This is a genomic window from Pseudoalteromonas sp. APC 3495 (assembly GCF_030407645.1).
In the GTDB taxonomy this organism is placed as follows: domain Bacteria; phylum Pseudomonadota; class Gammaproteobacteria; order Enterobacterales; family Alteromonadaceae; genus Pseudoalteromonas; species Pseudoalteromonas tetraodonis.
Map to the genome: position 1 here is coordinate 13,108 of NZ_JASDDA010000031.1, position 24,086 is coordinate 37,193.

At 40.1% G+C, this 24,086-nt stretch carries 20 protein-coding genes; 6 read left to right on the forward strand and 14 right to left on the reverse strand.

The features are described 5' to 3' along the window. Window positions 1–59: 59 nt before the first annotated feature. The 3 genes from QL984_RS12780 to speD all read left to right on the forward strand — a co-directional run bounded on the left by QL984_RS12780 (window position 60) and on the right by speD (window position 1,807). Window positions 60–398 (forward strand): DUF3802 family protein, encoded by a 339-nt coding sequence (locus QL984_RS12780; RefSeq protein WP_013463829.1) that lies wholly within the window; start codon window positions 60–62, stop codon window positions 396–398. 95 nt (window positions 399–493) lie between these two features. Continuing rightward, window positions 494–907: an OsmC family protein gene (locus QL984_RS12785; RefSeq protein WP_013463830.1), complete on the forward strand. Its 414-nt coding sequence runs from the start codon at window positions 494–496 to the stop codon at window positions 905–907. 87 nt (window positions 908–994) lie between these two features. Then, window positions 995–1,807: an adenosylmethionine decarboxylase gene (gene speD / locus QL984_RS12790; RefSeq protein ID WP_013463831.1), complete on the forward strand. Its 813-nt coding sequence runs from the start codon at window positions 995–997 to the stop codon at window positions 1,805–1,807. A gap of 63 nt (window positions 1,808–1,870) precedes the next feature. Here the strand turns inward: speD and QL984_RS12795 are convergent, their stop codons facing one another. From QL984_RS12795 to QL984_RS12815, 5 genes are all read right to left on the reverse strand, one after another. Then, the gene (locus tag QL984_RS12795; RefSeq protein ID WP_138764698.1) at window positions 1,871–3,208 is read right to left on the reverse strand and encodes a M24 family metallopeptidase; all 1,338 of its coding nucleotides are present in this window, start codon (window positions 3,206–3,208) and stop codon (window positions 1,871–1,873) included. Between the two features lie 128 nt (window positions 3,209–3,336). After that, window positions 3,337–4,608, reverse strand: a complete 1,272-nt coding sequence (locus QL984_RS12800) for an aromatic amino acid transport family protein (RefSeq protein ID WP_028835945.1) — start codon at window positions 4,606–4,608, stop codon at window positions 3,337–3,339. 283 nt (window positions 4,609–4,891) lie between these two features. Continuing rightward, window positions 4,892–6,064, reverse strand: a complete 1,173-nt coding sequence (locus QL984_RS12805; RefSeq protein WP_024602225.1) for a lipase family protein — start codon at window positions 6,062–6,064, stop codon at window positions 4,892–4,894. 11 nt (window positions 6,065–6,075) lie between these two features. Next, the gene (locus QL984_RS12810; RefSeq protein ID WP_024602224.1) at window positions 6,076–6,513 is read right to left on the reverse strand and encodes a DUF6795 domain-containing protein; all 438 of its coding nucleotides are present in this window, start codon (window positions 6,511–6,513) and stop codon (window positions 6,076–6,078) included. Window positions 6,514–6,599: 86 nt separating this feature from the next. After that, window positions 6,600–7,031 (reverse strand): DUF6795 domain-containing protein, encoded by a 432-nt coding sequence (locus tag QL984_RS12815; protein ID WP_024602223.1) that lies wholly within the window; start codon window positions 7,029–7,031, stop codon window positions 6,600–6,602. A 175-nt stretch (window positions 7,032–7,206) separates the two neighbouring features. Here QL984_RS12815 and QL984_RS12820 point away from each other — a divergent pair, with 175 nt between their 5' ends. Further along, on the forward strand, window positions 7,207–9,324 hold the full coding sequence (locus QL984_RS12820) for an ATP-binding protein (RefSeq protein ID WP_290172849.1): 2,118 nt from the start codon (window positions 7,207–7,209) through the stop codon (window positions 9,322–9,324). A 33-nt stretch (window positions 9,325–9,357) separates the two neighbouring features. Here the strand turns inward: QL984_RS12820 and QL984_RS12825 are convergent, their stop codons facing one another. The 7 genes from QL984_RS12825 to cysG all read right to left on the reverse strand — a co-directional run bounded on the left by QL984_RS12825 (window position 9,358) and on the right by cysG (window position 17,201). Next, window positions 9,358–10,068: a hypothetical protein gene (locus QL984_RS12825; protein ID WP_138764700.1), complete on the reverse strand. Its 711-nt coding sequence runs from the start codon at window positions 10,066–10,068 to the stop codon at window positions 9,358–9,360. Between the two features lie 178 nt (window positions 10,069–10,246). Beyond that, a complete protein-coding gene (gene cysQ / locus QL984_RS12830; protein ID WP_138764701.1) occupies window positions 10,247–11,017 on the reverse strand; it encodes a 3'(2'),5'-bisphosphate nucleotidase CysQ in 771 nt (256 codons plus the stop codon). 9 nt (window positions 11,018–11,026) lie between these two features. After that, entirely contained in the window at window positions 11,027–11,620 is a 594-nt protein-coding gene (cysC, locus tag QL984_RS12835; protein WP_013463834.1) for an adenylyl-sulfate kinase, read from the reverse strand. A 33-nt stretch (window positions 11,621–11,653) separates the two neighbouring features. Further along, window positions 11,654–13,378, reverse strand: a complete 1,725-nt coding sequence (locus QL984_RS12840) for an SLC13 family permease (RefSeq protein WP_138686476.1) — start codon at window positions 13,376–13,378, stop codon at window positions 11,654–11,656. Window positions 13,379–13,412: 34 nt separating this feature from the next. Further along, window positions 13,413–14,837, reverse strand: a complete 1,425-nt coding sequence (gene cysN, locus QL984_RS12845; RefSeq protein WP_028835949.1) for a sulfate adenylyltransferase subunit CysN — start codon at window positions 14,835–14,837, stop codon at window positions 13,413–13,415. Further along, entirely contained in the window at window positions 14,837–15,736 is a 900-nt protein-coding gene (gene cysD, locus QL984_RS12850) for a sulfate adenylyltransferase subunit CysD (RefSeq protein ID WP_013463837.1), read from the reverse strand. The genes cysN and cysD overlap by 1 nt, the downstream gene beginning before the upstream one ends. Window positions 15,737–15,779: 43 nt before the next feature. Further along, a complete protein-coding gene (cysG, locus tag QL984_RS12855; RefSeq protein WP_016900055.1) occupies window positions 15,780–17,201 on the reverse strand; it encodes a siroheme synthase CysG in 1,422 nt (473 codons plus the stop codon). A gap of 263 nt (window positions 17,202–17,464) precedes the next feature. Here cysG and deoC point away from each other — a divergent pair, with 263 nt between their 5' ends. Both deoC and QL984_RS12865 read left to right on the forward strand, forming a co-directional pair. Beyond that, window positions 17,465–18,217 carry a deoxyribose-phosphate aldolase gene (deoC, locus tag QL984_RS12860; protein WP_028835951.1) on the forward strand — a complete coding sequence of 251 codons (753 nt, stop codon included), beginning with the start codon at window positions 17,465–17,467 and terminating at the stop codon, window positions 18,215–18,217. Next, complete coding sequence (locus QL984_RS12865; RefSeq protein ID WP_013463840.1) at window positions 18,201–18,701, forward strand: hypothetical protein; 501 nt, start codon at window positions 18,201–18,203, stop codon at window positions 18,699–18,701. Before deoC ends, QL984_RS12865 begins: the two co-directional genes overlap by 17 nt. 56 nt (window positions 18,702–18,757) lie before the next feature. On the opposite strand, the gene QL984_RS12870 is transcribed toward QL984_RS12865, so the two are convergent. Both QL984_RS12870 and QL984_RS12875 read right to left on the reverse strand, forming a co-directional pair. After that, window positions 18,758–19,888, reverse strand: coding sequence for a CsgG/HfaB family protein (locus QL984_RS12870; RefSeq protein WP_138764702.1), 1,131 nt, complete (start codon window positions 19,886–19,888; stop codon window positions 18,758–18,760). A gap of 133 nt (window positions 19,889–20,021) precedes the next feature. Beyond that, window positions 20,022–24,011 carry a hybrid sensor histidine kinase/response regulator transcription factor gene (locus QL984_RS12875; RefSeq protein WP_290172851.1) on the reverse strand — a complete coding sequence of 1,330 codons (3,990 nt, stop codon included), beginning with the start codon at window positions 24,009–24,011 and terminating at the stop codon, window positions 20,022–20,024. Window positions 24,012–24,086: the final 75 nt, after the last annotated feature.

Consider the following 24,086-nt stretch of genomic DNA (forward strand, 5'->3'; position numbering starts at 1 on the left):
GCAATTATCAGTGCTTTCTGCTTAAATTAAGCAACCAGTATTTTTGAGGTAAGTAGACAATGGTTTTAAACAGGCAAGGGTACGATGACTTAATAATGTACCTAACTCAGAACTTAGCGTTGTTTGAAAAACCAGGTGAAATAAAGCCAGGTGCACCAACGGTTATTGAGTTAATTGAAGATGTAATTGCCGAAAATGTCATACGCATTTGTCAACAACACCCCGATCTATCTACAGAGCAGCGTAGTCAAATTGTACGCGAAGTTGATGGCATTGTTTACGACTTACAAGAAGTACTCAGCAGTGTGACTTCTCACACCGTCACAGTCGAACAGCATGCTTTTATTGATGAGTTTGCAGGGCTAGTCAAAAACTTATTTGATAACGCTATTAGTTAATATTTCCCCCTTTAAAACCACGCTTTATTCGCTATTTAATTTTAAATGCGCGCGAGTGTCTGCGTGTAATGAATATAAATTATTGAGATAAAACAATGCAAGCAAATGTAAAATGGGTTGAAGGTAATACTTACATCGGTCGCTCTAACAGCAATCATAATGTCGTGTTTGATGCGGGCAGTGACGGAGCCGCACCTAGCCCAATGGAAATGGTATTGATGTCGGTTGGTGGTTGTTCATCGGTTGATGTGGTGAGTATTTTAAAAAAAACTAAGCAAGAGTTCTCATCAGTAGATGTGCAGTTAACCGCTGAACGAGCAGAAACAGCCCCGCGCGTGTTCACCAAAATTAATTTACACTTTGTTGTAACCGGTAATAATGTGTCTGAAAAGCACCTAGAAAGAGCGGTTTCGCTTTCGGCAGAAAAGTATTGTTCAGTTGCATTAATGCTTGATAAAACAGTAGAAATTACCCACAGCCATGAAGTTGTTCAAGATCAGGGAAAATAACGCTTTTTCCGTGAGTAAAATTCGTATAAAATCCGCGAACTTTTCATTCTGCAGGTGCAGATTTCACTAATTTATAGGTTGGTTTATATGAACAAACCCTTCGATAAACTTAAACTTCATGGCTTTAATAATTTAACTAAAAGCCTAAGCTTTAGTATTTACGATATTTGCTATGCAAAAACAGAGCAACAACGTAAAGAATATATAGAATATATCGATGAGCAGTATAGTGCAGATAGACTAACCGACATTTTAGGTGATGTGGTTGATATTATTGGTGCCAATATTTTAAATATTGCACGTCAAGATTACGAGCCACAAGGTGCCAGCGTAACTATTTTGGTTTCAGAAGAGCCGGTAGAAGAGCAGCAAAATTATGATGCTGACGAAGCACCAGGGCCGTTACCTGACTCAGTGGTTGCACACCTTGATAAAAGCCACATTTGTGTTCACACGTACCCTGAAGCACACCCTGATGATGGTATTTGTACTTTCCGTGCTGATATTGAAGTATCAACCTGTGGCATTATTTCGCCACTTAAAGCGTTAAACTTCTTAATCCATAGCCTTGAGTCTGATGTGGTTACAATTGACTACCGTGTACGTGGCTTTACCCGTGATATTAACGGCGTTAAACATTACATTGACCATGCTATTAACTCGATTCAAAACTTCATGACAGAAGATACTAAAGAAGCGTACCAAATGATGGACGTGAACGTGTATCAAGAAAACCTGTTTCATACCAAAATGATGTTAAAAGAAACCGATTTAAATACGTATTTATTTGGTTTATCTACTGATGATTTGTCAGATGACGAAGAAGAAGAGATTCGCTCAAAACTAACACGTGAAATGCAAGAAATATTCTATGGTCGTAATCTGCCAGATACAGAATAATAGCAACGCATTAAATAAAAAATGGCGCTCACTGAGCGCCATTTTTGTATGTGTTGTTTAATGCTACTTAACGAGTAACAACTCGGTTTGTCGGCCATTTAGATACCACACACCGGTTTTATCAAACAGGGCGTCTTCTTCTAGCATTATTCTTATTTCTTTATTCCACGGCTTTATAAACACCGCATTGTTAAGCTCAATAGAATAAGCGGTATTTAAATGCAGTGGGTAATCGCCATCACCCGGCACACCTTGCTGTGAATCCCACATGCCTAATGTCGTGCCAGCTGCATGGCCATGATAGCCAAGCGGGTGCGTATAAATAGTGGGTTTTAAACCTTGTGCAATGGCTTTTTCGCGGGCGGCTTTTAATACCTGATTACCCGTTTTACCAGCTGTAAATTCAGCCGTAAAAATGTCCTGTAGCTTATTACCCTTTTTTAACGCATCAACAAGGTAATCTGGGGCTTTTGTCTCGCCTGGTTTTAAAACATACGCATGTTGTTGAGTGTCGGTATTTAGGCGTAAATACGTAATACCAAAATCAACATGCAGTAAATCGCCAGCTTGAATAACATTGTCGGCATAGCCATTGGTAAAACTGTCTTCGTGGTCGAACGATTTACTGTCGGCGCGTTGTATTGCAATACTTGGGTGAAACCACGTTTGCAGTTTAAGCTCCCTTACGCGCTCTCTAAACCACCATACTAAGTCGTCGCTGGTTGTTTTGCCCACCGTAATTACTTTATTTGAAAAGCCCTCAGCAATAATAGAATGAGCAATAGCAACAATGTGTTTGTACATGTCCACTTCTTCTGGAATGCGTTGCTCTAACCATGCAACAGCCAGCGGCTCGGCTGAGATTATTTTATTTTTATATGTCGCAGGTAAGTTGGCCATTAAAGTGGTGTAATCGCCATGCACTAAGCCATCAGCGTGTGCCCAGTCTGTAGATGTATTGAGAGCAATATTTCGCGGTTGGTATTGCTCAATAAGCTCATTAAGAGCAAGCCACTGATTGGGCTGGGCTTGCTTGTCCCATGCCTTTTTAAACACATTCCCTATTTTATAAGGCGCAATAGCAAAAGCATCTACAGCCCCTGAGGCATTGCGTGCTAGCACTAAAATGGTGGTGCGTCTTGCCGACAACCACGTTGCTGGCAGCATGGTTTTTAATATCGGGTCTTCATTATATTCGCGGCTTATCATTAGCCACATATCTATATTGTGTTGCTGCATTAATGTGGGTAATAACGTATTGATGCGTTTTTCGGTAGTGCTATCGATAAACGCGGCCCTGTCTTTCATTGATAAAATAGTCGGGGACTCAGCGGCTTTAATTACAGGGCTAAGAAGTATGAGTATAAAGGCTAATAAAAAAACGCATTTATTGTTTTGCATAGTTGGCTTATTTTTAGGCGAATATATAAGCTAACATCTCACAAGCAATACGATAAAAAAATCATTTGCGATAAACCGCAGGCACAAAAAAGCCCAGCAAAATACTGGGCTTTTTAGAGTCAAAACGTTTAGCTAAGCATGCTGTACAGTAACGCACAAACGGCTAACGAACCGACCGCCAGTACAAATAAGGTACTTAAACGGTTACGGTATTTTTGTAAGCTAGGTACTTTGTAAACCGCAATCATTGGCATAATGAATAAAATCATCGCAATGATTGGGCCCGATAACTGATCCATCATATCTAGTATGCTTGGGTTTTTAACCGCGCAGAACCAAATAGCAAAAAACATCAGTACCGCACCCACTTTGTCAGCCACTTTAGGGCTCATGCTTGAGTGTTTAGTTACTAATCCGGTAAAGCTTTCGCGCGCCCCTAAAAAGTGACCTAAAAACGACGACATAATAGCAATAAAGGCAACCAAAGGTCCCAACGTTGCAATGAATGAGTTTTCTGTAATATTAGCTAAGTAAGACAAAACAGAAACGTTTGCCGCTTTGGCTTCTGCCATTTGTTCACCTGTAAGTGATAACACACATGAGAACACAAATAACAAAACAAAGGTGATCAATAATAAGCTAGTACGTTTTAGAATCGCTTCTGACTTAGACGTTGCTAGTTCACCGTAGTGGCTGCGTTGTTTATTAACAAAGCTTGAAATAGCCGCTGCATGGCTAAACGAAAATACAATAATAGGAATTGATAACCAAAGTGTTTTACTAAAGCTGCCTAGCTCAGGCAAACTTGTATCCGGCATTTGCCAGCTTGGGATTAAATACAGCGATAAAAAGAATAATATACCCACTAACGGATACACTAAAATAGCAAAGGCGCGCAGCATTAAGCGCTCACCGCCCATCATTAAGCCAATCATCAGCGCAACTAAGATACCCGATAACGCAACGCGTGACGGCGACTCCATCCCTAGCTGATTGACCATAAAGCTGTCTACCGTATTGGTTAAACCCACACCGTAAATAAGCAAAATAGGAAAAATTGATAAAAAGTATAACAAGGAGATCAGTCGACCCGCATTTACGCCAAAGTGCTCTTCTACCACATCGGTAAAATCAGCCTCTTTATTTTTTGACGATAATACAAAACGCGCCAAGCCACGGTGGGCTAAAAAGGTCATCGGAAAGGCTAAACACGCCATAATAATCAGCGGCCAAAAACCACCAATACCAATGTTAATCGGTAAAAATAAAATACCTGCACCTACTGCGGTGCCAAAAAGACTAAGTGTCCACTGCGTATCATGCAGATTCCATTTTGATTTAGACGTGTGTGCGTCTTGTGCTGGTGCATTTGAAAGCGTTGCACCTTGAGATGTTGTCATGTGTGTGTATCCATTATTTATCATAATAATTGCGCCGAAGAATATAGTTTTTAGGCACTCATTTCATGTGTTTTTATGTCTTGGATATAAATTTGTTGTAGCGTATTAGTTACTGACTGTCACGAATATGAAACAGTGTTAAAAAGCTGCGCAATTAGTGCAGGATTATGCTGCGAAATGCGTGAATAACACGCAATAATGATCATGAATTGGAATGAGTTATTTAGTACAGTGCATTGCAAAGAAAATTTTTCTTACAATGCACTATGTCTAACTCCAGCAGCTACTCTACTGCAGACAGTGCTTTTTGAGCTATTTTATTGACCATTTGTAATGTTTTCTCAAATACCCATTTAATAAACTCAGCTGATAACTCCTTTATCTTTGTTCGTGCATATCCTGCAAATGCAAGCATGCATGCAAGCAAACCATTTATTGGGCCTGTTAAGTCTACGGTGTGAAAATTGTTGTTTGCTAAGATCATCGCAATTTTGTCGTATAAGCTTAAGCCGTTTGAAACCCCAGACTGCAGCGCATTCAGCGCTCCAAGCTTTGCTTGGCGTAATAGAGTCATTAAAGCCTCACTTAAACGGTTCATCCAATAAATAGAAGGTTGGACTTGGCTTGCGTGGGTAATGTCTAAGGTAACACGTTTAAATGGGTTAAATGTTACCCTCTTATTGATGCTATCCCAAGACTGCTTTTGTGAATTTCGGGTGTAGTACCTCATCAAGTGGTGCCAAGGCACAATTATTTGGTTGTTGTCCATTTTGTATTCAGGAGCGTTGTATGGAGCTTGCATGAATGGCCAAAAAGGGACCATTGGTACTACATCGCCACCATTTACACAGCGGAATATATTTTTTGGTTCAAGAGTATTAGTCGTACTTAATGCGAAATTAGTTAAGCCTACCTTTGGAGCTCCAAAAGTATATAACTTAACGTCTGAACTAAAACGTCGTTTTGCCCAATCAGCTACTAATGAGGCAACTGCGCCGCCCAGACTATGACCAACACAGTGAACTGTAGCATTAGGCTTTAATTCACGTAATAGAGGGGCTAATTGTAATTTCAAAGTTTCAAACAAAGTGTTAAACCCTGCGTGTACACTATGCCCTCCATCACACACACTTATATTAGCTCTACAGTCAGTAGATGCATCGTATATTGATGCAGTTCCGCGTATGGCAAGTACTAAATCGTTTTTAAATGGGTTCATGCGACCAGCTGGAGAGGTGCCTTTGCCAACTAATACAAAACCCGTCTGATGACCTGTTGCATGGGCCATTGCTCCGCCTGAAACTCCTTTTATCGGACCGTTGGATAAATCAAAGGAAAAAATATTTTCTAAATAGTTTGATGCAATAACTGTGTATCGACCTCTTCGGTCTGGTTTTTTTATATCATAAGAAATTTTAGCAAGTTCAGCGCATAAAATGGGTGATAATGTTGCCACGGTAAATCCTTTTAATCTTGTTTTTCCCAACGAGCAATACTTTTAATGAAGTGCTCATCCAATGAATCTTCAGGGTTTATAAGGTGATGTTTGGTTTCATCATTTGTTAAATCGGCATTTAAATTTTTAAGAAGTCTTTTAAATTCTTTAGGTGTTTTTAGTCCATGCTGAAACCCAATCCACAGATTAAAAATCTTGCCATCTTTTTCTAAGTCTATAATTATTCTAACTACAGGCTCATGAAAAATACTACCAGGTTTGCGAGAGGTTAAAGATTTTTCTGGGAAAGAGAAATAGCCTTCGCTATTAGTATATACACTGTCTAGCTCTTCATCATCATAGGTCAAGCTACGTTCAACGAGCTGATTTGCTAGTGGAATCCCATTGTTTGAAAGTTGGCCTGTTACTTCTGGGCAAAGCTCAACTTTATATTTAATTAGACCAAGCATTCGACATCCCTTGTTGATAATTAATAATCCATATTTTGATGATTATCCATAAACAGAATAAAACATCAATGTATTTCCTGTACGATTTAATTTGTCCAACGACAAATACTTGAAATATTATGCTCGCCGCTTGGTGCTTCTGAATCAATGATTTGATGTTTTATTTCTTCAGCGCTTAAATCTGCATTTAAATTATTTAGTCTTTTTTGTAATTCAATTGGGGTTTTAAGTCCATGTTGAATTCCAAACCATAAAGTATGCTGATGACTTTCAAAGTGAGTCACTATTACTACTCTGATCATTGACTCATAAAATATATTGCCAGGCTTACGTGATTTAATTGATTTAGCGGGAAATGAGTAAAAACCGAGTTTATCCGTATAGGCTTCATCTATCTCCTCATTTTCTAAGGTTAAGCCTCTTTGGATAAGTTGGTTTGCTACTGGTTTACCGTTTAGCATAAGTTGTCCTTTAACTTCCGGACATAGCTCTACTATATAGCGAATTAATCCGAGCATTTATTATTCCTTGTATAAAATCTATGTATTTATCTTTATCTATAAATAATGTGAAACGTTGATATACGATATTATTCAATCTAAGAACAAAAATTATCATGGATAGCACTGACTGTTCAAATCGACAAATATAAGGTATACACTGGCAAGGTAACGTATTGATAAGGATATTAAGTTGTTACAAGTTAAAACACTCCCCATTACAGCCACGCGTTGGTTTTCCCTTTTATTGTGCGCAATTACCGCTGCAACAATTACCGTATTTTTAAGCAAAATCGGTTTTGTACAAAAAGCATATTCAAGTTTGGGCGCTATTTTAAATGCTAATCCGGTTTTGCATTACAGCAGCGCATTTTTAGCTGGTATTGGCATAAAACTGTTGCTGGATAAGTTCTACATTTCTCACGCTAAACGCAGTATTGGATTTAACTGGCGATATCCGCCCGTGACAATGAGTGTATTGTTTGGAGTATTTTTCATTGTTAGTTATGTGTATGTAACTTATTCCAATGAAATTTTAGCTCAATTAACTGCTCATGCATTTGTAAGTTTTAAGTTTCTGTCACTGAGTTTTTTAGCTGCTGCAGCGACTATTATCTATCAAACTAAACTGTATACAGAAAAACCGATATTTTCAGTTGCACTGTGCGCGGTATCAGCATTTTATTTATTTTCTGCAATATGCTTAGTTGAAACAGAGCAAGCATTCTGGGTGTTCTTTTGTATAGCCGTTGCTTATTTGGCCATGTCGGTATATTTGCTATGTGAGCAGCTAAAAGTATCTAGCGCAGAGTTGATAGTCGAATCAAAAGAAGAACCTGAATTAACGCTTGAGAGCTTAAAAGAGTTTCGAAAATGGTTTCAAGACGATTCCATTATTAAACAAACAGAGAAATTAGAGCCTGATTTGCAGGTTTACGCTAATCGTATTACTGAGCGACTGCGCAATGGTGGTGATAAATATGAAGAATATATGGCGCAGCATATTGCACTGTGTGGTCCATTTGGATGTGGTAAAAGTAGCATTGTCTCAGCAATAGCAAATGAGCTCAAAAAATCTAAAAAGGTAGAAGCTGAATTATCAGGTAAAGAGAAGCTAAAAGTAGCACAACAAAACAAGATTACTTGGATACACAGCGATATATCAACCTGGGGCGCAGCAAGCGGCAGTGTTGCTCATGTTATACTTAGCCATATTATCGATGATATCAGCCAGCACTTAGATATGTGCGCCTTTCGTGCATTACCAAAACATTATACCGAAGCCCTAAAATCAGGCGGCGGTCTATTTCAATTTGCATCCACACTACTTGCAGGCCCCGTTGATATTGAGCAAAGCTTTCAAAAACTTAATGATGTTCTTGAAGTTACCAACCACAAATTATTGATCACCCTACAAGACGTTGACCGTCCTGTTGCGGGTGATGAAAACGAAAAGCGCCTAAATGATATAGCTGCATTACTGGATAGGTTAAGGAATAAAGATTTAAGTAATATCAACTTTATCGTCGCAATGGGTAATGACAAACCAGAGGATTTTGAAGTGATCTCAAAAGCGACAGATTATAGGGAAGATATTGCAAAAATAGATTTTAGAAAAACGCTAGCTAGCTTTACTAGAGCTAGTATTGATGAGGCCAAAAACAAGTATAGTAAAATTATTCTCTATAGATATTGCCCCACTCATGAAACTAATAAATTAGATCAAATTAATGTAATTATAGATTCACTTCGCCAGCTTAAGAAAATACTACGACGAGTTAATCAAGTGTGGCAATCTGAAAAATTAATGGGAGAGGTTAATTTCTATTCTTTACTTATGGTTATTGCACTTCGAGAAACTAGCCCCACTTACTTTGAACAATACCGTAAAGCTGATTCTTATCTAGAATCTAAAATCAAAAGTAACGAAGATGATTTAGACAATGTATTACGTGAAATAGCTCAGCTAAGTAAAGAGGACTCAGGAAGTTCGCAAAGTAACATTATAAAATCTGAGTTTATTTATAGTTATCTGCAAGTCATGCTTGATGTTAAAAAAGATAGCGAAGGAAAATTAAAGCTCGACCCAAGTAAAGATCACGAACAATCCGTTGGTTGCACACATTCTGATGTTGATTATTTAAGGCGAATATTGTTAGAAAAAGTACCTTCTAATGAGTTAAAAGATCAAGATGTTATGAAGGCTCTAAGAAACGGTGAAAATAAGGAGAAGTTAAATAATTATATACATGAAGCACAGTATAGCTTGTTTGAAAGTAACGCCTTGTTATGCCCTAAGCCAATGCGGTAACTTCAAAAATTACCGCATTGTATGATTTGTAGGTTATTTATTTGGGAAAGATTTAAGAGCTTTATATTCAATTTTCGTATTAGTCGCGTTTAATATTTCGATGCGTGCCCCTTTAAAGCCAATCACATTACTCTCAGTCAGGTCATAATTAACTTCTTGAGAAAAGCTAGGGCGAGCAAAGTCCTTAGAAAACTCACGATACATAAATTTTACTGTATCTTTAGATTTACCATTATAGATCAGCTCTTGTTTGAAACTTGGTTGTGAGATGTTAACAAGCTTACCAACTTTAAACTTTGGATCTGGTGTTGCAACTGGATCTGCTGTACTAAGATCGTAGTAACCTGTTAAGTCTAAAGAGCCATCTGGCTTTAATATTAAATATTCACCATATAATGGTATTCTCCGGCCAAAAGTTATATCGTTTACATAATAGTTATTGGCTGATGCTTGATAATATTTTTGCCCCTTGTTATCGATTTTAATAAATGGGAGTTTATGAGGCGTCATCACATATTCACGAGAAGAGCCACCGTCACTTATAGTAGTGAATAGCTCTAAGCCTTCGTAAGTATAAGCAATACTTTTTTCGAGCAAAGTATCACCAATTTCGGCTCTCGAGATCTTATTAAGTTCAGGGATATTAATTGTAGTAACATCGTTTATAATTCTTGAAGGCTGTTTAGATGAACAGCCAGATAGAGTAATTAAAACGAAGAGTATTGCTGTATAGTTATGACGCATATTCACATCCTTGTTTTGTTGTTTCTCAGACCTTATCAACATAAATCACTATAAACAATGGGTATTGATTACTATGTTGATTATACTTTTAGCTGCTCGCGACTCTAAGCCCGTAGCCCGTAATTTAAGATGCTTGTTGGGTTTTGCTTCGCTCAACCCAACTTACGCTCAACTACCTTTATTCTTCGAGTGCTGATACCACAAAAAATGGATTCAAATACTCATCTTTGGTGTTGTACAAAAGCGGGCTGCCATTAAGTTGAGTGACTTTAGCGCCGGCTATTTCAGCGATGGCGTGGCCTGCGCCGGTATCCCATTCACAAGTTGGGCCTAAGCGCGGGTAAATGTCGGCGCTGCCTTCGGCGACTAAACACAGTTTCAGTGAGCTGCCTTTTGACACCATTTCAACCTCATCAAAGCGTTTTACAAATTCAGCTAAATCAGGGGAAGGGTGCGAGCGGCTACCTACAACACGAATAAGGCCTTTGTTAGGCTTGGTGGTAACTTTAAGCTCGATGCGCTCATCGCCTTTATCTTTAAAAGCACCAATGGCTTCGGCGGCTAAATAAGATACACCCAGTGCAGGGGCATCAACCACGGCTAAAACCGGTTTGCCGTTTTCGATTAGGGCAATATTAACGGTAAACTCGCCGTTCTTTTTTATAAATTCTTTGGTGCCATCGATTGGGTCAACCAGCCAGTAGCTTTTCCATGTTTGGCGTACATCCCAACCAATATCGGCACTTTCTTCACTAAGCACAGGAATATCGGGGGTGAGCTCTTTTAGTCCTGCACTAATGATCTTATGAGCTGCTAAGTCGGCGTCGGTTACAGGGCTTTCATCGGCTTTGTACTCAACGTTAAAGTCTTTATTGTAAATACCCATAATCGCGCTTCCCGCTTTGCGGGCGAGAATAAGGGTTTCTTCTAGCAGTTCAGTCTGGTTCATTACATGGGCCTATAGTATATGCTGATGTTTTAGATACGTTATCAGCTGAGCTACCGATTGGTCTAGGGTGTTTTTACTGGTATCTAAAATTATTTCAGGATTAACCGGCGGCTGGTAAGTTGAATCAATCCCAGTAAAGTGTTTAATTTCACCGGCGCGCGCCTTTTTATATAAGCCTTTTGGATCGCGGCTTTCGCACACCTCAAGAGGGGTGTCGATAAAAACTTCGATAAATTCACCCTCATCTACTAATTCACGAACCATGTCGCGCTCAGCTTTAAAAGGAGATATGAACGCAGTAAGGACTAACAAACCAGCGTCAACCATTAGCTTGGCGGTTTCGCCTACGCGGCGGATATTTTCAACGCGATCGGCATCGCTAAAGCCTAAATCTTTACATAAACCATGGCGTACATTGTCGCCATCAAGTAGGTACGTGTGCGCGCCTTGCTGATTGAGTGCCGCTTCTAAAGCATTCGCAACGGTGCTTTTACCTGAGCCAGAAAAACCAGTAAACCATATAATAGCGCTCTTATGTTTTTTTTGTTCGCTGCGCTGTACTTTAGTGGTGGCGTAATTATGCCAAACAATATTGTTATCCATTTGCTGTGTCTCTTTATGCTATGAACGCGGGCATTAAAACGGAAATACCAGCGGGATCAAAGTCAGTACGGTAATTGAATAAATAATAGAAAGGGGTAGCCCCATCATTACATAGTCTTTTAGTCGGTAGTTACCCGCGCTATAAACCATTAAGTTAGTTTGATAACCAAAAGGTGAAATAAAGCTGGCTGAGGCGCCAAATGCAACCGCCATAATAAACGGCAAAGGTTCTACGTTAAAGCCAATGGCTAGTGAGTAGGCAACCGGAAACGACAGTGCCGCTGCGGCGTTATTAGTGATCAATTCGGTAAATAACACCGTCATTAAAAAGATTGCGATAAACGCGCCATAAGGGCCAAAGTCGCCTAGCACTACAAACATGGCGTCTGATATTTGCCCAGCAAGGCCGGTGCCTATCATCAGCTTAGCTAAACCTATGGCACTGCCCACGACAGCAAGTAACTCAATAGGAAAGCGGCGTTTTATTTCGCTCAGCTTAATCGTGCCACACAACATCAGCCCAATAAGTAACACTAATAAGCCTTTAACCAGCGGTACGGCGCCTAAAATACTTAATCCCAGCACACCTGCAAAACTTAACAATACAATGTTTGATTGTTTTGCACCGAGGTGTGTTTGTAAATCAAGCCCTGAAATATACACAAATTCGCGCTTTAAGTTAGTTAAGTCATAAAAGCTTTTACCAGGGGCGAGGATTAATGAATCACCCGCTTGTAAGCGCACTTGCCCAAGCCCGCCTTGTAAGCGGTCGTGACCACGGCGAATAGCAATAACGGCCGCATGAAATTGCTCTCTAAAGCGGGCTTCTTTTACCGTTTTGCCAATTAATTTAGACGACTGACTAACGACAACTTCAACGAGGTGTTCTATGTCTTTTTCGTGTTTGTCGTGCACCACTTTTAAGCCGTCAAAGCGAGTGAGCAAAGGTACCGACTTTATATCGCCTACAAACAGCAGTATGTCGTCTTGTTGAATAATATGTTGGGGGGTCACGGCGCAAATGCGATTGCCATCGCGAATAATTTCAGCCAAAAACAAGTCTTTTAAATCGCGTAAACCGTTTTCTTCTACGGTGCGGTTTATTAGTTTAGAGCCGGTTTGTACTTTCCCTTCTAAATAAAAAGGCACCACCTCTTGGCTATTTTTACCGTTGTCGGGCAGGCATTTTAGCATCACTAAAATAGTGATTAAGCCCACACTGAGTGCGCCTAAACCCACTAAGGTAAAATCAAAAAAGCCTAATGGCGCCATCCCCGCATCTACTGCAAAGCCATTTACGATTAAGTTAGTAGAGGTACCGATGAGTGTAATAGTACCGCCTAAAATAGCGGTGTACGACAAGGGTAGCAACAGCTTTGAAGGGGAGTGGTTTGGGTTATCCTTTATGGCGGTAATTAAGGAGGCAACCACCGCAGTATTGTTAGTAAAGGAAGACAAAAACGCTGTAGAAAGCCCAAGCTTGGTCACTGATTTAACTAAACTACCACTGGATAACGATTTAGCTAAGCGTTGAATAAGCGTGGTTTTTTCTATCGCTATCGACACTAAAATTAATAACACTAAGGTAATTAATGATGGGTTAGTATAATTAACCAGCATGCTTTCTAAGTCAATTAACCCGGTTAGGTAGCTGGTGCCTATGGCACTGACAAATAACCACGCAGGGTTAATACGGGTACCAAATAGGCACCCGACTAAAAGCAACATAATGCCTGTTAAAATGAGCTGTTCTACCATGCTTTAAATATTCCTAACAGGCGGTTATTAAACGTTATAGCTTTGAAATATCAAGCGCTTGCCAATGTGGAAAGTGTTTGCGTACTAGGGCATTAAACTCAACTTCAAAGTCGCTAAATTTACCCGCATTTTCTTCACTTTGTAGTACCTGTTCTATCATTCCTGCTGCAACCGTTAAGTTTGATAAACGGTCAATAAGAATAAACGAACCTGTTTCGTGATTGTGATGGTACTGATCCGCTAAAATAGTCTCGGTCAGCTCGAGTGTCACAATCGCAATTTCGTTTAATTGTAATGAATCTGCGCTGCCATGCTCTAGGGTGTTTACATCAATAGTGTGGTCTATTTTTGTGACCATGGCCGAGGTGTTTTTGCTGCCTAGTTTTAGGTTATAGCTTTTACCTAGTACTAATGGCGATTCGTGCATCCACACAATTTTAGCCTGTAATTGGTTGGTTACTTGAGCTTGCGAATTCGCAGGCACAATAACGTCCCCTCGGCTAATATCTATTTCAGTATTAAGAGTAACCGTGATTGCTTGGCCTGCTTCGGCGGTGTCGAGGTTGCCATCAAAAGTCACAATCTCTTTAATGTTAGATGTTTTACCTGAAGGCAGTACTTTTATCTCATCGCCAACGCGTAATTTACCTGAGGTCAGCGTGCCTTGAAAACCACGGAAGTTTAAATTAGGGCGAACCACATACTGCACCGGAAGGCGCGCTTCAAAACCAGTGTCGATTTCAGCTGCCGGAGAGTCTTCTAACAGCTCAAGCAATGGTTTGTCGGTGTAATAAGGAGTGTGTGCAGAGCGAGTTACTACATTATCGCCTTTAAGCGCCGACATAGGCACAAACTTAATGTTTGATACGTTAAGTTGCTCGGCAAATTTTAAATAATCGGCTTTAATTTTTTCATAAACGGTTTCGTCAAAATCAACAATATCCATTTTGTTAACCGCAACCACAAACTGTTTAATGCCTAATGAGTCACAAATAAAGCTATGGCGCTTAGTTTGTACCTGCACGCCATAACGTGCATCCACTAAAATAATGGCAACATCACTGGTTGATGCACCCGTTACCATGTTACGGGTGTACTGCTCATGCCCAGGGGTGTCGGCAATAATAAACTTACGCTTAGCGGTTGAGAAATAACGGTACGCTACGTCAATTGTTATGCCTTGCTCACGCTCAGCTTGTAGGCCATCAACTAACAATGCTAAATCAAGTTCTTCACCGGCATTACCTACTTTTTCGTTATCTTTATGAAGTGCAGCTAGCTGATCTTCATAAATTTGGTGACTATCGTGCAGTAGGCGTCCAATTAGGGTTGATTTACCGTCATCCACACTGCCACACGTTAGCATACGTAATAAGCTTTTATCTTGTTGACGTGCTAGGTAAGCGTCTATACCAATTTCTTTTACTTCGTTAAATGTATCGTTATTTAGGTTAGACATTAGAAATACCCCTCACGTTTTTTCTTCTCCATAGAGCCTGCTGAATCATGATCAATCACCCGACCTTCACGTTCAGATGACGACGATAGCAACATTTCTTCAATAATTTCTGTTAGGCTGCTTGCCGTTGATTCAACCGCGCCAGTGAGTGGATAACAGCCTAAGGTTCGAAAGCGAACCGACTTCATTTGTGGTACTTCACCTTCATTAAGCGGCATGCGATCGTCATCTACCATGATTAAGGTACCGTCGCGTTCTACTACAGGGCGCTCTTTAGCAAGGTACAGTGGCACCATTTCGATATTTTCTTGATAAATGTATTGCCAAATATCTAGTTCAGTCCAGTTAGATAATGGGAATACACGAATACTTTCACCTGGATTCACTTGGCTGTTATAGGTATTCCAAAGCTCAGGACGTTGGTTTTTAGGATCCCAGCGATGGTGTTTATCACGAAATGAATACACGCGCTCTTTAGCCCGTGATTTTTCTTCATCACGGCGTGCGCCACCAAATGCGGCATCAAAACCGTACTTGTTAAGCGCTTGCTTTAAACCTTGGGTTTTCATGATATCGGTATGTTTACCCGAACCATGCGTGAATGGGCCTACACCCATTTCGATGCCTTCAGGGTTTTTGTGTACGATTAAATCAAAGCCATACTCTTTGGCTAAACGGTCGCGAAACTCAATCATTTCACGAAACTTCCAGTTGGTGTCTACGTGTAATAACGGAAACGGAATTTTTGCAGGATAAAATGCTTTACGGGCTAAGTGCAAAAGTACCGATGAGTCTTTACCGATTGAGTAAAGCATAACTGGGTTCTCAAACTCAGCGGCGACTTCGCGCATGATTTTGATACTTTCAGCTTCAAGTTGCTGAAGGTGAGTTAAAGCCATTGTTGGTCGTCCTACTAAAATGATTAAATTAAAATCTGTTAAACTACGCCACGTCTGTCAGCGGTTGAGCAAAGCTACTGATCTGTGCTTTTTCGCCAAACCAGTGTAATTCTTGATGCAGCGAAGCTACTTCACCAATAATCAGTAAAGCGGGTGAAATAATTTGATGCTGCTCAATGAGCTGCGCTAATTGGTCTAACTGTCCTGTGACAACACGTTGATTTTTGCGTGTGCCGTTTTCAATTATGGCCACTGGTGTTGTTGCTGCTCGCCCATGTTTTAATAGCTCGGCTTGAATATGCGGCGATTTAATTACCCCCATATAAATAGCCAGTGTTTGGTTTTTTTGTGCAAGCGACTGCCAATTAAGTTCTTGTCCTTCTTTTTTGCAGTGTCCGGTAACAAACTGAATAGCCTGAGCATGGTCGCGATGCGTTAAAGGAATACCTGCGTAGGCACTACATCCCGCGGCTGCCGTTATACCTGGCACTATTTGGTAATTTACGTTATTGGCTGCCAGTACTTGGACTTCTTCGCCACCACGGCCATAAATAAATGGGTCGCCCCCTTTAATTCGGCACACTTTTTTACCTTGTTGTGCTAAATCAACCAACATCTTATTTGTATCTTCTTGAGCTACGCTGTGATCGCCTAAGCGCTTACCCACACAGATTAAATCGGCATCGCGACGCACTAATTCCATGATCTCATCGGATACCAAGTAATCATATACCACCACATCGGCTTGTTGCATTAGTTGCAGCGCTTTTAGTGTGAGTAGCTCTGGGTCGCCAGGGCCTGCACCGACTACGTATACTTCGCCTTCTGGTTCAACTTTGGCATCCAGCATTTGCTCTAGTTGTTGCTCAGCGCCATGGGTATCACCGGTTTGGACTTTGCTTACTACTGATGAATCAAACACGCCTTCCCAAAATTGGCGACGATCAGCAAAATGTTTAAAGCGTTGCTTTACTTTATGGCGAAAGCCACCAACCAAGTTAGCGAGTGGGCCGATATGCTGCGGAATAAGTGTTTCGAGCTTTTCACGTAAGCGCCTTGCTAAAACCGGCGCGGTACCTGCACTTGAAATCGCAATGGTAATTGGGTTGCGATCAACAATAGAGGGGAAAATAAAGGTACATTTAGGTTGATCATCCACCACGTTTACAAACACATTACGCGCATTGGCGAGTTCAAATACGGTGTTGTTTACTTCATCGTTGTCGGTGGCGGCAATAATCAAAATTTTGCCATCAAGATGCGACTCTTCAAAATAGGCATCTATTAATGTTACTTCATTATTATGCGCATGTTCTTTTAATTCTTCGCAAAACCAAGGGGCAACTAGCGTTACATCGGCACGTGCTTTTAAAAACGCACGGCATTTTCGCAAGGCAACCTCTCCACCGCCAACAACCAATACGGGTTTGTTGTCGAGTTTGGTAAAGATAGGTAAATATTGCACTGAATAACGCCCCTAAAAATAATAAAGTGTTTAACTGAGAAGCAGAATATAGTGGCTATTGATAAGTAAAAAATAATTAAATCTTAGTTGATATTCTTAAAAGTTATATCAATCATGTTTTTTAGGTCTAAATCGTATTTAGTAAGGGGTAGAGTGACATTTAGTATAAAAAACGCGCTTATAGTGTTTGGTTATGAGCTATAGCAAGTTTAAGCTATGATGCTCTTATATAGTTTAAGGTCACACAATTTCATAGGCATAAAATGACAAACAATACTCAAAACGCCACGCTAGCCGTTAGCTTAATGGACTTAACCAGTTTAAACACTGATGATAGTCAAGCCAGTATTAACGCATTAGTAAACAGTATAAACCCTAAGTTAGGAACGCCTGCTGCGCTTTGTGTGTTTAGTGAATTTGTTGATGACGCTAAAATAGCACTTGCTAATCGCTTATTGAGCCATGTAAAAGTGGCCACCGTAACTAACTTTCCCTCTGGTGATGCGCCACTCAATGAAGTACTCAATGAAACCCTGATAGCCATAGAGCGGGGGGCCGATGAAATTGACCTAGTTATTCCTTATAAAGCGCTTTTAAAAGGTGAAGCCGATACCGTGCTGGAATACGTGAGTGAGAGTAAAAAGGTATGTGGCAGCCGTGCTAAGCTCAAAGTGATCATTGAAACTGGCGAGCTAAAAACAGCAGCATTTATTACTCAAGCAACCGAGCTTGCCATTCAAGGCGGAGCTGATTTTGTAAAAACCAGTACAGGAAAAGTAGCAGTAAATGCCACGCTTGAAGCAACTGAAATAATGCTTAAAGCCATCAAAAAATCATCAAAGCGAGTTGGTTTTAAGGCTGCTGGTGGAGTCAAGACCGCAGTAGATGCAAATGCTTATTTGCAACTAGCAACCGAGATTATGGGGCATGATTATTTAGCACCAGAAACATTTAGGTTTGGCGCTTCATCGCTGTTAAATGACGTTTATAAGGTGTTGAATGAAGCGCAGCAGTGATGCCGAAAAACAACAATTAGAGCACGATGCGGCCAAGTTGTTTTTGCGATGTTATGAACAGCAAACGGGAATTCATATGCGCCATATTTGGCACAATGAACCAAATAGACCCGATGTAAGCTGTTATCAAGAAAATCAGCAACTCGATATAGAGGTGGCGCATTTATACGCCAGTGAAACGGAAGCCATGGCCGTGTTAGGCCGGCCACTGTCGATACAAATGCAGCGTGATTTAGCCGACATGGCGCAACAACCAAGCGAACACCGGTTGCAATCAGCGTTGGAGCGCTTATTAAAACAAAAAGCGACTAAGCGTTATTATTCAAAGCGTACGTGGTTGTTAATTCGTAACGCTAGTACTATTTGGCATAAGAGCGACTTTGAAGCGGCAGTCAAAAAAGTATGTTTTCCAAATACCCATCAATTTGAACAAATATGGTTACTGTGTGATTTTTATCGCGGTGAGTTATTACGAGTGGATTAAAAGCGGCTATAAAGTAGCCGCTTTTTTATTGTTTGATTAAAATTCAAAGGTGCTGATTAGTTAAACTTAAACATGTTGCCTAAGCTTTCTAGCCCTGACTGTTGAGTTTTTGCTAAACATTTTGAGTCATCTAAAGATTTCTTTGTTGTTTCATCGGCAAGGCCCGTTACTTTCAAGCTCTTTTCTTGTTGATACTCGCGCAGTGCTAATACAGTTTGACGGTCGTACTTAACGTCTTCAGTTTCAAACTCTTCATAATCAGGTTGGCTTTTTAAATAGCCTAAGCAAACCAAGTTCATACGAGACATTGCTAAGTCCATTTTTTCATAATGTGGCATTCTATGATTCGGCACATCGACAGCGACAGCAGCAGGTGCTGCTTTTTTACTAGCTACCTTTGGCGGTGGTGGTGCTGTATAGCCTGCAGCAAGCGTGTTGTTTTGGTTATAGCGATAATAGGTGTCTGGGATTTTAGTTTCTAAAAACTCAACGGCTTTAATTATTACTTCACGTAGTGCCTTTTCTTTTGGAGTGTCTGACCAACCACTAAGACTCCCTCCAACCAGTGCGCCACCAAAGTTTGTTGCTGCGCTGGTAAAGTTAAAATCTTTACTACCGCCTTCAACACTAGTTGCAGCTAAAATACGTGAAGTGCGTGTATCAATTAACCTTAGGTCAATAGCCATGTGCGATCCAGAAAAGCCAGCTGAAACAGAACTAAACACATCACCAATAAAGCCGCCTGAACCAACACTTGCCCCTGAACTGTCATCATCAAATTCAGTAACCGCTGCAACGACTACAATTTCAGCGCCTTCAATTTCGCCATACGCTGCACCCGATTGTGCACTCACTCTGCCTGATACAGCTAAATCTTGCTCCGAAAGCACAGCATCTAGTGCTTGGCGCTCCAATACAATAAAGCGATTAGTGCCAACAAGTGCGGTGGTAAGTTGATCTGCCATACCTTCACCAATTTCTTTTCGCCACCATCTAGAGTTATTCGACTTATCAGTGAAACGCGCCACGGCGATACGTGCTTTAGGGCCATTGTATTGCTGTTTGCTTACTTCATTAATGTCAGGCGAGTTTTGATTTGAAGTAACGTTTGTTGAGGTGCTTTGGCATGCGCTTAAGCTGGTTATTAATGCTGTGGCAAGTAGCGTTTTTTGTATGGATGAGAGCATAGGATTTTCCTTAATTTATGTGCTTAATTACATTTGTAGTTATTTTTTTAGCAATGGCTAATTAAGGTTAATTTAAATAAATCAGTAGCTTAAAAATAGTACTCAGGCGAAAGCTTTGAGTACACACGCGAAGCTAATTACTTTTACATGTTTGTGCTTCTCTGTATTGTTTTGGTGTCAGTGAATATTTGGCTTTGAAACAACGGGCAAAGTAACTTTGAGAACTAAAGCCGGTGTTATCTGCAACTAAACCTATGGTTAAGTCGCTATCAGCTAATAATTTTGCTGCATATTCTAAGCGGGTATTGCGAATGTAATCGCTGGGTGTAATGTCAAAAAGTGCTTTCATTTTTAATTGCAGTGCACGAGGGCTCAAACACATTGCACTGGCAAACTCTTCGACGCTAAACAGTTCATTTTGGTAATTTTCACGCAAGATTGTTTTTAAGCGTTCTGTAAACGTGTAATCTTTATTCTGCTCTATTTGTGCATCTAAGGTCACAGCATGTGCTTGGGCTGATAACTGTTTTATTAGGTGCTTATTTAACGCATCACGAATGCCTAATAAGCCATGAACCCGACTTTTTAATAATGATGCTTCAAAGGGTTTACACAGGTAGTCATCGGCCAGCAAATCAAGCCCCTTTATTCGGCTGCGACTGTCTGCTTTGGCAGAGAGTAATAAAACAGGGATATGATTAATAGAGATATCTGAGCGAATGGCACTGAGAAGTTGATATCCATCCATCGTAGGCATCATTACGTCACTGAGCACTATATCGGGCATTTGAGTTTGGCACAGCACTAGCCCTTCTTCTCCATTATTAGCGGTGAGGCAGGTGTAGTTATCACTAAATAATGAAACCAGTAACTCACGCATTTCCTCGTTATCTTCAACAATGAGTAGTTTTTTGTTGTTTTCTACCAGCATAGTTTGAGAGGACGCTAGTTGTTTATCCGTTAATAAGTTATCTGATTCACACAATGGCAACGTGACTGTAAAACAACTTCCTTTGTTTATTTTACTGGCTAATGAAATTTGCCCGTCGTATTGCTCTACAAGCTGCTTAACCAGAGCGAGACCTATACCACTGCCTGTTTGGTTGTGTGTTGCAATACGAGTAAAGCGTTCAAAAATAAGCGCTTGCTGGTGATCTTCAATACCAATACCAGTATCAGATACCGTTATAACAACATTATTGTTTGTGTTAGAAAGCGTTAGATTAACGGTTCCATCTGATGGGGTGTATTTAAGTGCATTGGTCAATAAATTATCAATAATAGATAAAGTATGTTTAGTTTCTAAATTTATGTAACTAGGCTGTTGCGTCGTGTCTTTAAAGGAAAAATTAATATTTTTTTGGGCAAACAAAATAGCAAAGTCGTCTACTATTTGCGCTACAAAAGGGCTTAAAGAATAAGCGGATACATATTCTATAGTCGCACTTGGGCGCTGGCTGAGCTGTAATAGCTCATTAATTAAATTAAGTAGGCGGAGCCCGTTACGCTTGATTATAGAAACTTGATGTTGCGCTTGAGCACCGAGTTGTTGCTGTTGTAAGTTTTCTACTGGCGCTAAAATTAAGCTTAATGGCGTTTTAAGTTCATGGCTAATATTATCTAAAAATTGGGTCTTTAGTTGATTGAGCTTTCTTTCTTGTTGAATAAGTTGCTCTGCGGTTTTAGCTCGATAGCGTGACGCTAAAATTAACCATGTAATAATCAAAACTATTATAAGGTATGCCGCATACGCCAATTTCGTTTGCCACCAAGGAGGCGTTACTGTCAGCTTTAGCATAGTGTGAACCTTGCTCCATTGCCCGTATTGATCGCTAACTTTTAATTGTAATTGATAATTACCTGCACTTAGCTGTGAATAGTTAACTTGTCGTTGGCTTGCATCTGTATAGATAAATTGCTTATCTAAACCACTTAGCTTGTAAGCATACTGGTATTGATTAGCAGATGAGGCATTATTAACGGCGGAATATTTAAAGCCAATGACCCCTTGGCTAGTTGGAAAAGAGAGTTTTTTAGTATGATTTATTAGTTTTGCTGGCTGTTTTTGATCTGTTAGATAGTTTTTTGTTGAACTTGCTTGGTTATAAATTAATAGCTCAGTTAACACTGGGGTTGGAGCTGAAGTACTCAATAGCAGTTTACTAGGGGAAAACTGATTAAAGCCATTGATTCCGCCAAAAAATAGCTCGCCATCAGCTGCTTGAAAAGCGGCACCTAAAATAAACGAATTATGCTGCACGCCGTCACGAGGTAAAAAATGCTGCATAGCTTGATTTGTGGGATTATAGCGGGTGAGCCCTTGGTTACTGCTTAGCCATAAATGGCCTTTACTATCATCTTTAATAGCAAAAATATTATCGTTTAGTAATCCATCATGTTCGGTAATGTAAGAGATTTTTTGTGTTTTTTTATCAAGGCGGTTTAAACCACCAAAGGTACCCACCCATAGGGTATCGTTATTTTGCAAGTGCAAAGAGGTGACCATATTATGGCTTAAACCAGTCTGCGATGTCTGATCCGAGGGGTAATGAGTAAATGATTCATCCGCCATACTTAGATAGTCTAAACCTGCACGCGTCCCGACCCATAATCCGTTCGCATTGTGATCATAGAGCACGGTAAATACGGTATTGTTAGCAAGGCTATTTACTGAGTCGTCGTGCTTGTAATGTTGAACCTCTAAGGTGTCGGGATTAAAGCGTGTTAAACCTTGGTTGCTACCTAGCCATAAATTTCCTTTAGGATCACTCGTTATCGCATAAACACGATCGCTGCTAAGTTGATGACTTTGCGTTGTATAGGCAATAAAATTATCTTCAGCTGGATTGTATTGCAGTAACCCACCGCCATAGGTACCAATCCAAAGTCGCTGTTGGTTATCTTCATGCAGGCTAAATACATTATTATTAGTAAGGCCGCTTTGCAATTTTGAGTTAACTTTATAGCGCTTAAAGCCAGTGTCGGTTTGTTTGTTTAAGCCATCACGCGTACCAACCCATAACCGACCTTGTGAATCTTTAAGTAGAGCGCGAACAAAATTATGGCTAATAGTAGTCTCGTCATCGCTCAAGTGCTGTTGATGCGAAAGTTGATTTTGCTTTTTATCATAACGTTGCAAGCCATAGCCATCAGTACCAATCCAAATGATACCGAACTGGTCTTGATAGACTGACAAAAGGTAATCATTAGCAAGCCCATTTAGTTGCTGTTTATTGTGCGGTATGTGCTGAAAATTCTTTTTAGATGTACTTTGCTCTGTTTTGTAAAATAAACCTTTTCCATAACTTGTAAGCCACAAGGTATCGGTGTCGTCAATTAATATATCGGTGATCCATACATCTGCAAATTGAGCAAACTCCGCAAAAGCCTCTGTTGTTGGAATAAATAAGCTAAGGCCTTGTTTGCTTGCTAGTAATAGCTGCCCTTGTGTATCTAAGTGTAACCGCCATAAATTTTTATGGCTCTTTGCTATGTGTTTAAACGTTTTTAGCTCGGGGTTAAATTTAATTAATCCCTCGTTGGTCGCTAACCAGATATTCTGTTGAGCATCTATGACAATATCTTGTATGACTGTATTAGCTTGCTCGGGGCTAGTATAGCTAAATGACTCTACTTCATTCTTGACTATATTTAATCGTGTTAACTTTCCATGTTCATGGCCTAACCAAATATTATTTAGACTATCTGAAGCCAATGACCAAATGCGATTATCAGTAATAGCCAACTCAGTTTGCGTATTAAAAACCTTAAATTGACCGGTTTGAGTGTCAAGTAAGTTTAAACCATTACTGGCTGTAGAAAACCAGATAGCATGGGGGTCGCCAGCAAGACAATCGGTGACCCAATTTCCTGAAATACTAGCCTCAGTAGGGTGAGACTTGAAGCGTTTAAACTCATAACCATCAAAGCGATTAAGACCGCCTTGTGTCGAAAACCAGTGAAACCCTTGCTTGTCAGTGATACTGCAAGTAATCGAATTTTGCGATAACCCCTGTTCACTAGAGTATGTATCTAAGTGAATAGCGCGCGCGATGAGTGCACTGTGAAATAAGCATAAAACGCTTAGAATCACGATTTTGTAAAGTGTATGAAGTAAATGCACCCGCTTCCTTGTGCTATTAATATTCCTAAAAGTGAAACAATCATAAACTGCTTTTTTATTAATGTTAAGTTTGAT